Annotated in this window: 11 protein-coding genes; 10 read left to right on the forward strand and 1 reads right to left on the reverse strand. The window is 50.2% G+C overall.

Features of this window, described 5'->3' with window-relative positions; all coding sequences use genetic code 11:
• Window positions 1-2,585: 2,585 nt before the first annotated feature.
• The gene (locus IFT57_RS10085) at window positions 2,586-4,394 is read left to right on the forward strand and encodes a hypothetical protein (RefSeq protein WP_122531567.1); all 1,809 of its coding nucleotides are present in this window, start codon (window positions 2,586-2,588) and stop codon (window positions 4,392-4,394) included.
• On the opposite strand, the gene IFT57_RS10090 is transcribed toward IFT57_RS10085, so the two are convergent.
• Window positions 4,384-5,574, reverse strand: coding sequence for a hypothetical protein (locus IFT57_RS10090; protein WP_163020518.1), 1,191 nt, complete (start codon window positions 5,572-5,574; stop codon window positions 4,384-4,386). The two genes, IFT57_RS10085 and IFT57_RS10090, sit on opposite strands and share 11 nt — an antisense overlap.
• A 233-nt stretch (window positions 5,575-5,807) precedes the next feature.
• Here IFT57_RS10090 and parM point away from each other — a divergent pair, with 233 nt between their 5' ends.
• From parM to IFT57_RS10135, 9 genes are all read left to right on the forward strand, one after another.
• A complete protein-coding gene (gene parM, locus IFT57_RS10095) occupies window positions 5,808-6,818 on the forward strand; it encodes a ParM/StbA family protein (RefSeq protein ID WP_122531565.1) in 1,011 nt (336 codons plus the stop codon).
• 1 nt (window position 6,819) lies between these two features.
• A complete protein-coding gene (locus IFT57_RS10100) occupies window positions 6,820-7,308 on the forward strand; it encodes a hypothetical protein (protein ID WP_122531564.1) in 489 nt (162 codons plus the stop codon).
• Between the two features lie 4 nt (window positions 7,309-7,312).
• Window positions 7,313-8,680, forward strand: a complete 1,368-nt coding sequence (locus tag IFT57_RS10105; protein WP_122531563.1) for a secretion/conjugation apparatus DotM-related subunit — start codon at window positions 7,313-7,315, stop codon at window positions 8,678-8,680.
• A 21-nt stretch (window positions 8,681-8,701) separates the two neighbouring features.
• Window positions 8,702-8,920: a hypothetical protein gene (locus tag IFT57_RS10110; RefSeq protein ID WP_163020517.1), complete on the forward strand. Its 219-nt coding sequence runs from the start codon at window positions 8,702-8,704 to the stop codon at window positions 8,918-8,920.
• 4 nt (window positions 8,921-8,924) lie between these two features.
• The gene (locus tag IFT57_RS10115) at window positions 8,925-9,179 is read left to right on the forward strand and encodes a hypothetical protein (RefSeq protein WP_122531562.1); all 255 of its coding nucleotides are present in this window, start codon (window positions 8,925-8,927) and stop codon (window positions 9,177-9,179) included.
• Between the two features lie 74 nt (window positions 9,180-9,253).
• The gene (locus IFT57_RS10120) at window positions 9,254-11,797 is read left to right on the forward strand and encodes a type IV secretory system conjugative DNA transfer family protein (RefSeq protein ID WP_122531561.1); all 2,544 of its coding nucleotides are present in this window, start codon (window positions 9,254-9,256) and stop codon (window positions 11,795-11,797) included.
• Window positions 11,798-11,884: 87 nt separating this feature from the next.
• Entirely contained in the window at window positions 11,885-12,361 is a 477-nt protein-coding gene (locus tag IFT57_RS10125) for a hypothetical protein (RefSeq protein ID WP_122531741.1), read from the forward strand.
• 59 nt (window positions 12,362-12,420) lie between these two features.
• Window positions 12,421-13,716 (forward strand): hypothetical protein, encoded by a 1,296-nt coding sequence (locus IFT57_RS10130; protein WP_122531560.1) that lies wholly within the window; start codon window positions 12,421-12,423, stop codon window positions 13,714-13,716.
• Between the two features lie 25 nt (window positions 13,717-13,741).
• Window positions 13,742-14,371, forward strand: a complete 630-nt coding sequence (locus IFT57_RS10135) for a hypothetical protein (RefSeq protein WP_241032743.1) — start codon at window positions 13,742-13,744, stop codon at window positions 14,369-14,371.
• Window position 14,372: the final 1 nt, after the last annotated feature.

Consider the following 14,372-nt stretch of genomic DNA (forward strand, 5'->3'; position numbering starts at 1 on the left):
TCAATTGAGTTGTGGTGTGTTGTACCACACTGGGTGGCTGGGCAGGAGTATAACCGCTCACCGTCATTGATCAAGTCCATCAACCCCAAATTGGGCAAAATTCAGCTAGGTGCGGAGACCAACTCGCAAAATCGTTTAGTGAATCGAATGTTGAGGCCCAGGCCTGCCACATGCCCAAATTGGGATTATCGAGCAGAAGGTTCGTGGATTATTTGATCAAAAATAGACTCTGGCTTTGCTATCCTCCCCCTAACCTAACCTAACCTAACCTAACCTAACCTAACCTACCCTCCCCCTCCCCCTCCCCCTCCACTTACATCACGAACATCTAAGCTAATTTTTTTTATCAATAAAATTGCATAGAGTTTTAATAGTCGGCATGTAGCCAGGTAATTTATCAAGATAAGCCTCTCGGCCTGATTTTAGATCATGATTCTTTAGCATCCAAGAATCACATTTGTCATATCAAGGCGTCTGGAGGTAAAAGCCTTATTGCTAGAACCCGGTCATTCCCATCTAACCCAAATTGGGTCTTCTGAAAAAAAGTTCCAGCTAATAGCCAATCGTTGACCTGAGTTTTATCGAATATATCTATTCTTAGGTATTTAATGCCAATTTGTCATTTTTTAGTTACTGGCCATACCGTCGCCGGATGATAAATATCAACAATTGGGCCATTAAAAGATATTGTGGATTGCCCAAATTGGGCTTAATTACAATGCGCCCTATATTGGTCTTCACTTTAACGTTTAGATATCGATTCAAGAGAAGTTCAAATGGCTGTTTCGCTTAGGCTTCAATAACCACAACGGATTCACTATCCAGAAGTGTTAATAAAATTCAATGCGTTTATTAAGATGCCCAAATTGGGAAGTTCTTCAACCCTGGAGTTTGCTTAGTTAGTCAAGGAATTTTCATTTCCATGAAAGAGATCTCTAAGTTGTCTATGGCAAATACTTGGAACAGCCCCCTCCTAGTAGGTGGTGGTTAGCGGTTTGCCCAATTTGGGGTTTTGCCATGACACCAGCCTGTGAGATCCATAGATTATCGATTAGGTGCTCACTTTCATGCCTTGGATCTTGTTTTGCCCAAATTGGGCAACATTGGTCGGCCTTAGCAAAAAACAGCCTCTGAGCCCAGGTTTGTATGTGCTTTGCCTTCATGGAGTGCTAAGAATCAGCGGTCTTTACCTATTGTGGTCTAGGTGTTGGTTGCTCTTTGCCCAATTTGGGCATGACATATAGATCTGACGGTAGGCTAAACAAAGGGTGAAGAGGGATGATGGTTTCAGTTTATCTAAGGCGGCGGCCTATGACCAAAGGGACGGCTGCGTTCCTGCATGGTAAGACTAAAATCAAATGCCCAAATTGGGCAGGTATTATTCTCAAGCTCTTTTATGCAGCATTTTTATGCGTTGCCATGCCCTGCTCTTCATTCCTCATTTTGCGCATCTGAAAATTTATCTCTCATTAAGCTAATGGGGATAGGTAAATTTAGTGCCCAAATTGGGCAGAGAAACTTATAGAAGAATTTATCTTTAGAGCAATCAGGGTAAGTGGCTCACCACATACTCCTGTTAAATTTTGCCACCTCTTGGATCATTAAAATAATATTTGAAATAGCTGCTGAGGATTATGGAATCACATAAACAGAATCCCGCTCGATAAATCCAATATCATGCACAGGGGCGATGGAGGGAGGATTGTTTGCTGGAATCGCACTAGGCGCTTGATAGAGAATTATGGGTACCGAATAGTCGTGATAAAAGTCAGCCATTTATATCTTGATCACGGGATTCGGTTTTTTACTTTGAATCTGTAATAAGGACTTATCCTTTTTATGGCCAAGGGCTACGGCGTGTGTGCAGTTTGGAGCAGAATCCGCCTGGGGATTTAGGTAAAAGAACACAGCAAAGGTCAGCGCCAATGTCTACGACGGGCCTGCATTTAAAGTCGAATGATGGCTACTCATTCTTGTGGATTGGGGCTGATGAGGGTAAGGAGGGGAGGGGAGGGTTTTATCAAAGAAAGCCACTTGGTGATTGGCCTTTTCCGAGTTGGCTTCAGCGCTAGGTAAATATAAGTCAAAAGTTATCGCTTTTTATGCAGGGGTTCATTGCCATACCAAAAGCAAACACCAGAGCATTGGTATTGGTTATATTAATTCATCGTTTATTAGTATTTCCATTCCGGAGTTGGCTATTAATCTGCAAGAAATAAACGTGCGATATTGAGAACTTGACCGCTATTTTGCATTGAAGCACCGCCTCCGTCTTTTTCCATTAGAGGGTAGCTTGCCGTGGTTGTTATCTATGGCTGTACATGCATACAGTAAGGTAATCCCGTACACGCCATGAATGGGCCGTGGCGTCTAACCTATTGATTTATGTATATTTTTGCTTGATCCGGTATTCATCCAGTAGCAAGCTGCTGGATCCTGAATTGATTAAAGCCCTTTATTTGTGGTGAATTAAGGATGATCATTGTTTCCAGTAGACATCCGGCGCACATCCACTGGACGCGTTCAATATTTTGGCCGATACTGCGATGTGATCAAATTTGGGTGCAGATGCTTTGTCTTGTGAGATGACCGCCAAACTGATGAAACAGGCAATTGACGTTTTCGGCTTCAGCCAAGCCTCGGACGCGATATTTGCCCTCAGTCTTGTTGAGCAAATGAATGACGTTGTCTGCGAGAAAGGGTGGCAGTCAGTGTTCGCCAAAGAGAATTGGGAACGCACAATTGGGCTATTTTGCACTGAGGTGATTGCCCAGGGCGGGTCTCAAGCGGATGTTGATCGGTTATCTGCGCGGCTTCCAACATGGAGAATGATATATCAGCTAGAAGCTTTGCCAGAGACGGCTACCGAGCCTGACATGCGACCAGAAGTAGAGGTGGAACGCCTTGGCTATGACCCTGTCGACCTGGGCTCAGTTTTCCACATGGGGCGACTTTACTACCCCATGGAAACGCTGGTGACTACGCGTATAAATAGTGCAGAAGGGCAATCCTCCCGCTTTGAAGATATAGACGTTGTAGTTGTGCGCTCTGACCGCACACTTCACACAATCGTCGAGTCCGCATCCGCAGGGCGGGCCAGCAATTCTATATATCGCCTAACTGACGGAACCCTCATTCGCGAAAAACTCACCGGCACACAACATTCGACATGGAGCTGGGACTCAGTTAAGCAATATCTTGACGAAGGATACACAGCCCCTAGCCTCAGTGATCTGTCCACCCTGATTCACCGCCACCTACAAGCAAGGGTTTGGCTTCCCGATCCCAACGATTACTGGCTACTGACTTTCGTAAGTGTTCTATCTTACGTTCAGGCTATATTTGAGGCAGTTCCTTTAATTCTGTTAAACGGCAAGGGCGGTACGGGAAAGAGTGAATTAGGCGCAGCCCTCGCTAATGTTTCATGCAATGCAACCGTGATTGGCAAATCAAGTGCCAGCAGCATGATTCGCCTAATGAACGAAACCAAAGGGATGACAGTCATCGACGACCTTGAGTCTATTGGGTCTGCTGCAGGAAAAGATAAGTTTAGCGAAATGGTTCAACTGCTCAAGGTGTCATACAAGCGCTCAAGTGCAACCAAGCTTGTGACGAACAGCCGTCGAAAGCCGCAATTGATGAGTTTTTTCGGGGTTAAAGTAATCTCAAATACCTCTGGAGTGGACGCTATTCTGGGTAGCAGGATGCTTCACGTACACACACAGAACATGCCATCGACCGAAATTGAAGATTTTTTGGCACGCGACGATCTGACCTCAGGTGAGCTTAAAAAGCTGCGCAACGACCTTCATTGTTGGGCATTCGAAAATGTTGGAGAAATTGATAGGGTCTACCAGCGTTTGAGTGCCGGCAGCTCCAAGAGAGAGGAGGAGATATCCATCCCGCTCATTGCCCTGGCGGAGCTTTCAGGCTTGAGCCGCGCCCAGTCATCCATCAATGAGTCCCTTGCCCTACAAGCAGAGCGCACATTGTCATTTGCAACCCCAGAGGAGGCGTTGAGGCATGTTGTGTCCGTCTGCGCCCGCAAGGGGATGAAAGATGTCACTGTCATTGAGATCAGCCTTAGGCTACGCCAAGCCATGAGGCAGCGCTCAGTATTGAAGAATAGGCCGGTCTGGATGAAGCCTGAATGGATCTCCAAAAGACTTCGGGAATGGGGGCTGGTATCTCCAGGCGGTGGTAGGCATGGTCTATTTGGCTTCCAGTCTCGAACCGTAATGCTTTCAGAAGCAACCCAGCTCGATACTTCGTATGGCCGAGAGGGGGAGGGCGGCGTATCGAAGTTTTGTGCTGGTTGCCAAACTTGCCCTTTCAAAAACCTTGGCTGTGAGATAATGCCCTACAGGGTGAAGAAAGAAGGCATTAGGTGCTAGGAGTGGCTTGCAAAGCCCTCTGCACTATTTTGCGTGCGGCTGCCCTAACCGTAGTGAATGGACTCCAGGCAATACATGCTTCAGTGAGCATCATCTCTCCAAATTGCCGGGCTGTGATATCCAACCTGGAAGCCCCGGTCAAGTCGACCATCAGGAGTCGACTTGTCGTCTCGCTTACGGCGGCAATGCAATAGATCTGCCAGCCTTTTTCCTGGACAACCTTGTAGTAAGCGCCTACCCGTAGTGACTTAAGACTATTTGGAAACTCGATAGGCGGTAATCCTTGAGCAACACAACACCCCATCACTTTCAATTCTTGACAGTGCTTGAGGTCGTGCATGAAGGTATCGAGATATTTGAGATCAAAGCCAAAATCGAGAAAGAGAGGCCTGACCGTGCTGTACCTCCTTAGAACTCCGTGGCGGTTGTGTGGGGTATCAGCACAGCCCAAGGAGTAAGTCTGGCCCATGAAACCAATGACCATTTGCACCTCAGGCCCAAGCTGGCCAGGGGTTTCATGGCTTGACTTCAGTAGGCGGTTGAGCAAAAAAGGTTGAGCGTACTGCTCGTTTACCCCAAATGCTTTCACGGGAATTGCCGAGTGACTTTGTGAGGGTGCAAGCAGATTTCTGGCCGTCTCCTTGGCACGTTCAATCAGAATAGATCCCCTCCAGCGGTCGACCATCAATGCAACAGATCTCGCATGCCTGAGCATCCACGTGTCGTGCTTAGCCGCAAGGGCCAGGGCATGCTCTATATCAGGCCTCTGAATTGACCTGGGCTTGTCCAATACCTGTATGACCTCTTCAAGCCGAGCAAGCGCTTCTATTCGTGTGTAAGGGGTCATTGTGCAGACAACATGACTTAACCAATAATAGAGCTGCCAAGTGCAGTGGCCCAAATCTATGATGCCTTCCGGCGCCAGCAGACAGTACCTTGCCCAGGGTATTTGGAATTGAGCAACCAGTCTTTTGGCCTCCCTGTCCTGGCAAACCTCCAAAAGGGCCCTCATTGCCAGATGCACAAATTCCAGATGCATCTCGGAAAATGGCGGCATGCTGCGAAGATTGTGATTTTCGCATTGGATGGCCAGCATTTTTTCAAGCTTGAGCAGGGTGGGCTCACGCTTTTTTTTGACAAGCTCCTGGAAGCCACTCAGAAGCGTTTCCAAATGGTTCACTTCATGATCCTCGCAGGCCGCACTGAAAGCGCTCAGAACCCTTGCGTAAGCAGCCTGAGAGGGCTTATCGCACCAGATTCGGTAATCAAGGATCCATAGGGGCTTGGGTGGAGAGGGCATGGCTTGAGCCTGGGCGGTAGCAATATACGTTGAAATCGGCTATTGGTATTGCTTGCCGATGTTGTCGGGCTGCCTTATTATTACCTATATTGACGATCAATGAGAATAATAAAATGTCAGAGACTCACCTGTTCGCGGGCATCGACGATGGCCACCGCGAAACAAAGATCAGGCTTTCTAACGGCGTCAGATTGGCCATCAGTTCCCGTGCCATGAGCGGACTGTCGAACCAGATCTCCTTGAATGGTTCCAAAAGCGGCGTTTATACCTACCAGACTGGCGAAGGCCCCTTTTCGCTTGGTGATGTCGAGTCCGCTGAAGATACAGCCTACGATGACTACCCCGTCAGCGCACAGAACCGCGTAATCGTTGCCCATGCCCTGCGTCAGGCAGGTCTTGGCCATCACAATACGTTGGATGTAGTAACAGGCCTGCCTTTGAAGCGTTTTTACCTAAAGGGCCAGCCCAACAAGGATCTGATCGACAGTAAAAAGGCCAACCTGCTCAATCTAGATGTTAAGGGTCTGGATGGGTATCAGCCGGCTATTATCAAGCGTCATGATGTCCTCTCCGAGGCTATCGCCGCCTGGGTCAATTACGTTTTGACGCGCAAGGATGGTGGAAAGATCGTCATAGATCGTGAGCGAGTTCTGGAGCGTACAGCCCTGGTGGATATCGGCGGGCGCACACTGGATATTGCCGTGGTTCGCAATTGGGTTCTCGACGGTGATCGATCTACCACAGATGAAATCGGCATGATCAAGATCATCTCAGGCGTCAAAGAGCGACTGTACGACTTTTTCAAGGGTGTCGAGCTGTCGGATGAGCAGGTCGAGTTCGCGCTCAATAACCGCACCGTGAAGGTAAGGGGCCGGATGTACGATGTCGGCGATGTGGTCGACGATGCCACCCTGTCCGTGGTCAACAGCATCAAGGCCACCGTGAAGCGGCATCTGAGAACAGCCCAGGATATTGACAATGTCTTTTTCCTGGGAGGTACCACTGAATACCTCAAAAATCACCTCAATGGCTGGTTTGAGCAGCAGCGCGTGATGGAAGACCCAGCATTTGCCAATGCAGAGGGCATGCTCAAGTACGCCGAATTTGTAATGGGCAGGAAGTAAAATGCGCCACCGCAAGGTCATTTCGCTCTACGACGCCGACCCTTCGCATGCTCAGATTCTTGATTATCTGGAATCGTTCGAGGGTCGTAACCGTCAAACCAACGCATTGCTTCAAATGCTGGTTGTTGGTCACCGCGTGATGGCAAATCTTGAGAGTGGGGCAGAAGCGTATTATCAAGTTCGCAACCCGGATGTGCGCAAGGTCAAGCGGGACACAGTGCCGAGAAAACCCCAGGCGAGACTTGAGCGCCCTATCGTCGAAAACGATCAAGCCCTGGCACCCGCTGATTCTTCAATTGACCAAAAAATCGTCATCGAGGAGGGTGAGATCATATCCCCTCTACCCAGTAAACCCAGGCCTGTCCCCATTCCTATGGCAATGCCCAGAGAGATTGCGATGGAATTCGAGCCGTCGGAAGAAATATCCGAGCAGGATTTGGATGACGTGCTTGACCCCCTTATGAAACTGCAAATGCTGTCCGGAGATTGATAACATGTCGCAAAGAGGCGGTGGTGCATCAGATACCAACATGGAAATGTGGGCATTTCTGATTGTCATTATTTTCATCATCATTTTTTGGCTGATCTCAGAAAACTTCTGGATGTATGCCACTGCATGGAAGTGGCTGCGAATCGCTGAACTCAGCGTTTTCGCCTACACCGTGCCCCAGGTCGTCGAGAACTGGTCTGGCATTGATTTCGGTGCGGGTATGCAGTTTCTCATGGAGACAAATCCCAAGCTTCTGACTGCCGCCATGATCAGTGACTTCGACAATATTTACGTCAAATTCTTCAACTGGTTGCCAGGCGGGCTCATTGCGGTGGCTGGCGCCAAGCTGTTTCTGGCTGCTGAAAACGTCTCCAACAAATTCGACATGGAATCTCTGCTCATCAAGATGTCGAGAGCATTTCCACATAATCGACAGTTCCTGGGCATTCACCCAGAAGAGACGCCGATCGATTTCTACCCGGATGACCCAGCAAGCTATGAGTACAGCATGGTGATGACTGAGCGTCAGTTTGCACAGTGCGTACCACCGGTTGGTCTGCTTGAGCCTGCCAAGCGTGATAAGTCTCTGCGCAAACCCATTTGGGATGGCGAGAAATCATTTGACGATGAGCTTGCACGTAAAGCCTTCGATACCCAGTTGGGGGGCCTCTACATGGGGTACAACCGCCTGGACGAAGACGAGAAGCAACTGACCGACCTCTTCCGCAACAAGATCCTGATCAAGCGCAAAGAGGTTCTCCCGGTTCTGATGGACTACGTCAGCCAGATCATGAAGGATCGTCGAGACAAGAAAGTTTTTCCAGATGAAGCCAAGCTATCGGCACGTGTCAATTTAGCTACTCTGGAAAAGGCGGAGGTTAAATTGCTGGCCAATTTCCCTTCACACCATGCCCTGATTCAACAGCTCACGACAGTGGTCGATGGCTGGCTACAGAAGGGCGGTGCCAAAATCAAAATCAAGGAATCCCAGATTCGAACCCTGGTGACGAACAAGGATCTCAAGACGACCCTCAGGCACGTGATGGCTGATGACCGACTATCGCGTCATGCTTTCACCTCAACCGGCCTGATGACCCTGCTGGAGGCTGCTCGCGAGGGTGCCACGCTAGCTCCTTCATCCTTCCGCTGGCTAAAAGTGAAGAACCGTCCTCTTTGGTACGCCCTTAACTGCGTGGGCAAGAAAACGGCTTTCACGGAGTCCGCAGGTACCTATGGCCACTGGCTGCTTGAGACTGAAATCAAGATGGGCGTACCCCATGCAGAAACGACAGAAGCGATTGAGGCCTTGCGCGTTGCACTGGGTCTCACTGCACGAGGAAGCGAAGCCAAGCAGGACGACGACTGGGGCTGATAGCCCCCATTCTGGAGCTCCATGAAAACTCTCAGCGCAACATTGAAAGAGCTTTGGAGGCTGGGCCTTCCTAGACGCAGGGAAACCGTCGAAGCACAGGATGTGCTTTCAGGTAATCCATTTGCCTACGGAACCCCCGAAGACACGGTTCGCTTGATGATCACCTGTCTTCCGCCTGCATGGGGATTGGAGCGTAAGACACCAATACCACCTTCTATCGAGCCCGATAAAAATGACTGATGACATGCGCCGAATCATCAATATATTGGTCGACTGGATGATGATTCAGGGGAGTGGCCCAAAGGATTTGCTGCAGGTGGCGGCTGTACGAAAATTACTTCAGGGAAATGACGATCACAGCCTACGCATGAAGCTGGCTCTGTCCCTATCCTTCGGCCTTGATCCTGATGAGGTGCTCATTTGGATTCAGACAGATCAAGGTGAAGCCAGGCTTGATGAGCTCCTGGTTCGATGCCGCAAGGCGTTCATGAATTCTTGATTTCTTTATCGACGATTATGATGTAAATTGATTGTAGCTGCCAAACCAATAAAAATAACAAAACGGTAACGCACATGGAACATGGTATTTCCAAGAATGCGGATCTTGATCCGGCGCTTCTTCACCGCGAGGTGCGCCCCTTTCGCTACCGCATCAAAGACTTCTTCGCCATCACCGGGGGTGCTGCCACTGCATTCCTCGGCTGTTCAGTCATTATTACCCCATGGGTAGGTTATGGCACCCTTTCTGATTTTCTGATCTTCTTCGGACTGATCATGCTATGGATGTGCCGGAACAACCGACGCGCCTATCCGCTGCGTAGGCCCATGGATCCTGCAGAGCTAGACCCTACCGCCAAGGTAAAGAAAGCCGATCGAAACGACCCCAAAAAGGCTCTCAAGGCCAAGATGGGCAACGGCATCATTCTTATCGGAAATGATAAAGTCAGTGGTGAGGCATTTTGGGTCTCAAACGACGATGCACGTACGCATATGCTCGTTTTTGGTTCGACTGGCAGTGGAAAGACCAGATTTTTATTGGGGTTATTCTACCAGGCATTGTTGCTTGGATCAGGGGTAATGTACGTCGACGGAAAGGGGGATACGACTGTATTCGGCCTGGTCTTCTCCATGGTGCGCCGCTTGGGTCGTGAAGATGACCTGCTCCTGATCAACTACCTCACAGGCTCCAAGAATCCCAATACCAAGGATGATGGCAGCCGACTGTCCAACACGACCAACCCATTCGCCTATGGCCCTTCGGAGCAGCTGCGATCTCTGGTCGTGAGTCTCATGGACGACAGTGGTGGTGGCGATGACATGTGGAAAGGGCGAGCTAGCGCCCTGCTGGCAGCCCTGCTCGACACCCTGTGCTATCTGCGGGATTCTGGTGAGATCAACATGAACGTTGGCCAACTGCGTTCGCACATGCCTCTCGACCGCGTAATGGAGCTTACGCAGCGTCGCGACCTACCTGAACATGCAGTGACTGAACTCAAGAAGTACCTTCTAGACTTGCCTGGCTATACCGAAGACGATGCACTAAACGGAAGTCTTTCTCCGAAGTGCTACGAACAGCACGGCTATCTCACTATGCAGCTAACAAAAGTGCTTGCTGAGCTGTCCTCTACATATGGCCACATTTTCAATGCGCCGCTTGGCGAGATTGACTACAAAGACTTGGTTTACAACAGACGCATTCTTTTTGTAATGCTGCCGGCTCTCGAAAAAGACCCAGGGGCTCTGTCTGGACTGGGTAAGCTCGTGGTAGCTGGTGTGCGAAGCGCACTTGCCCCAGCACTCGGTGAAAAGGTAGAAGGTTCTCACGAAGAAGTGATGGACGCCAAACCTACTAACTCTGATGTGCCTTTCTTACTTATTCTTGATGAGTATGGTTATTACAGCGTAAAAGGCTTCTCGGTAGTTGCGGCCCAAGCCCGAAGCCTGGGTATTTCGGTAGTCTTTGCTGGTCAGGATTTCCCATCCTTCCAGCGTACCGACGAGAAAGAAGCCAAGTCTATTACGGCCAACACTAACATCAAGATCTTCATGAAACTTGAAGACCAGGGTGAAACTTTCCAGCTGGCGCGTGACCGTGGCGGTCAGGGCGAAACCGTACAAACCGGTGGCCATGAAGTCAAAGGCGAGGTGTTTTCTGGATACGCTGACAACCAAACCACCCGCATTGAGCGCCGCGATCGGATCACCATCCGTGACCTCGTAGACCAGAAGCCAGGTCAGGCGCATGTGATGTTTGGTGACCTCCTGGTTCGCTGTCAGCTGTTTTATGCAGAGCCGAAGACGTCTCCTGAGTACCGGATCAATCGGATGCTGATGGTTAACACTCCTCGTCCGGACACGATCAAGCAGTTGTCCCAAGCCAGAACCTCAATGGGCCAGGCGTTCCAGAACGGACTTCAAACTTCACGACTTAAGCACAACGAGCTGGACGCCGGCCTCAAGGCTCTTTTTAGGGGCTATGGCCTGGCGATGGATCGCGCTCAAGATCAGAACTCTAGTGCTCGACTGGCTCTTGGCCTGATGGAGTACCAGGAGCAACTGCTGGATGAGACGTTCATTCGAGAAGTCCGAGGCGACAAGGCGCCAGTAGACAACGTTGTTACTATGGAGAGAAAACGCCAGGAGCCGCGTGTTGCTGATGATGACCTTCAGTCCCGGCCTTCTGTGGACAGGGTACCGCTGAGCAAGGATGAAGTTGAAAACAACGAGCTTGAGCAGGAGATTGAATCAGGTCTGCCGTTCCTTCGCGCCCCTTACGAAGCCGACACCAGTCTCAAGCAGGAAGCTCAGACTATTTACAAATCGCTGTCTGATCTCATCAATGAATCGATTCAGGAGCAAATTGAAGAAAGTCCTGAGCCGCTCTCTCCGAGAGCGAAAGAAGCGGCGATGCCTCTTCAGCAACTGACTTCCATCGAGAAGGCTCATGGCCGCACCGATGAAGAAGCAGAAGCTGAAGCGCGGAGAGGCCTGGGCATCATTGATGAGCGCATCCAATACCCTAGCGATCCTCAGCCAAGCCGCCTTTCTGAGGAGGTTGTGAGCAAAACTCTGGAGATGATGCTCAAGCAATTGGATAGAAGCACCGACGGGGAGTAAATATACCCCAAATTGACAGGCCCAGGGATTGTTCTGGGCCTTGCTCATTCGGCAAAGTAGTCTCATATGCACATTGAGGATATGCAGATGAACTACAACAATAATCTGAACATGCGTGATCTCAAGAAAAACTTGGACAATGTTCGCCTTTCGAACATTCTGGACGCGGTATCTGATGCCGAGATCAACCAAGACCCAAAAGATCAGGTCAGCAAGGGCGTGGTGACCAAGCTTTACATCAACTCCCAGCAGCTGAACGCTGAAGAGCTCAGCATGCTGATCGACTCGGCCCCCAACAGCAACCATCAAAACGGCAGAGTCGTCTGCACCTGGAAGCTTGGTCGTCAGTTTGTGGCTGAAAACGAAGACAAGCTGGGCGACATGCTCACCGAAAAACTCAAGAAGTCTGTCGAAAACACATTCCAGCAGCGTACAGCTCTTGCCAACGGAGGCGCGCTGAACAGCCCTCAGCCGGTTCAGGCACAGAATGAAGGCTTCGTATCGCGACTTATCAGTAAATTGACACGTCCGAAGCAGCAAGAGTCGTCTTTTGGCCTTGGCTGATTGATTTGAAGCCAAAAATAGGGTAGTATTTAGCCCTAAATTGAAATGAGGTGGTTCACATGGCCGTATATGGCAGCCTGAAATCCTTCAACGAAGGCAAGGCAAATGGGTTTGTCGGCTATCCCCGGCAGTATCAAATCGGCGCAACTCCTGAAGAGCAGTTCGTTCATGGAGTTGACCAGGAAGGGGCGCCATTCACCCTTCGTGTGGATGTGCCATCTCGTTTCATCGAAGAGGCCAAGAAGCGCCCCGACATCGTCGTGCCAACGCTATCAGCCCTCAACGAGACTCATCGCAAGGCCCGTACGCCCTGCTATGCAGACCCTGACAACGGGCCGGGTAATCCTACCGGTGGCGTGTTCATGGCCGAGCAGGTCAAAGTCATCGACAAGGAAAAGGGTCTGTATGCTTGCAACTGGCTTTCCATTCTTCGTGACGTCGATGATGCACCTGCCCCTCGCCTGGGTGTTGGTTATCTAGAAATCAACACTGTCGTTCCCAAGGGCTTCGAGTACGAAGAAAAGAAAGTCAAACTCACCGCAATGAACCGACGTTTTGCCGAGGTGGCAGCTAGCGGTCGAGATATTGAAGATATTGATGGGATCAGCCTTCTGGACTACACGCAGGAGCGCGAGAACCTGGCGCTTTCTATGTACAGAGACGCCCGCCAATGGTTTGTGGCTGTCGATTGCCAGTATGGTCGCATGGTTGATCTGAATCTGAGCAACGAGGCGTCTGTTCGCCGCACCTTGATTGAGTTAATCGAATCCAACAGCTCCAACGGCATGTATGGGGGTGTTATTCTTCGACCTGTTGATGAATCCGGCAGCAAGCGCATTGTTCAGATGGACGCTATTCGCCGCCTGACTCACCAGTACGATTACAAGAATGAAAAGATCCCAGCGGTCGATACGCTCTGGGATGAATTCATTGGCCGAGGTTCGGGCTGGATGAAGATGATGGCTCGTAAGGGCCTCAAGGTCGAAGTAATTCCGACCCAGCGCATCAATGGCGTGAAGTCCAATGAGCGTTTCAAAAAAGAATTCGGCACGGGCTTTTCCAAGCAGCTGAAGGCATTTGTCGACAAAGAATTTCACCACTATCCGCACGTTAGCTTCGCCTACCAGAACGCATACCTGGCGTGCCCAATTGCCGTTCGCACCGCAGACACTCGCGATGCAGCTTCACGAAGCGTGGGTACTGTGCTCTTGAGCAACATTCATGCTTACGGCAAAGCGATCGGTAATGTGCTGGAGTTGGATGCGAAGGCTGAAGCTACGCTGGACTTGTCCACGCGCCCGGCGCCCTTCGTAAAGCCTGCTCGCGAAGCTACTGCCGAAGCCAGCTATGAGTAACTGTGTGGTGAGGGAGGCGGGCAGCTTGTTTCATGAGGCCCAAACCCCCACCATCAAGGCATACCTAAGTGGAATGCTTGAGCAGGGTCGTCACGAAGATTTGCGGATCTTATTCAATCATTTCCTGATCAACCCCGAACTCAGTCGAGCCGGGGTTCTCATCGCTTGTTACCGCAGCCTCAACCTGTTCGCAGTCGAGTTGTATTCCCAGTTCGATAGGGGGATCGCCCTTCAGCTGGTACAGCTGGCTCAGGCTCTTTACGATCCTCAAATCATGGATGTGGATGAGCAGCGCGATATCTTGATCATGGATCTGGAAGATCATTGGGCCTGGCTATCACACCTCGAAAACGCAGAGATGTTCCCACCCAGGTTTCAGGTATTGCTTGATGAGCTGTGCCCTGGCCTTTTTGACCAAATGTTCAAGGTGTCGAGTGTTCCTACTCAAGCCCTTACGGCTGATTGCTCTCCATTGCGCTTGATGATGGGGCTTTATCAGGCCGATGGTGCTGACAAGGTGCGTTTGCTTTCAGCGATCACTGATCACACCCTAGCCACCTGCGTAGTAAGGCTTGGCATGGTTGATGCCGAAAGCCTGGTTCATTTGCGCAATCCTCTGCTCAATGAGGCTTATCTGTCAGGCTGTCTACTTTGAT

This window comes from Pseudomonas sp. CFBP 13719, assembly GCF_014842095.1.
In the GTDB taxonomy this organism is placed as follows: Bacteria; Pseudomonadota; Gammaproteobacteria; order Pseudomonadales; family Pseudomonadaceae; genus Aquipseudomonas.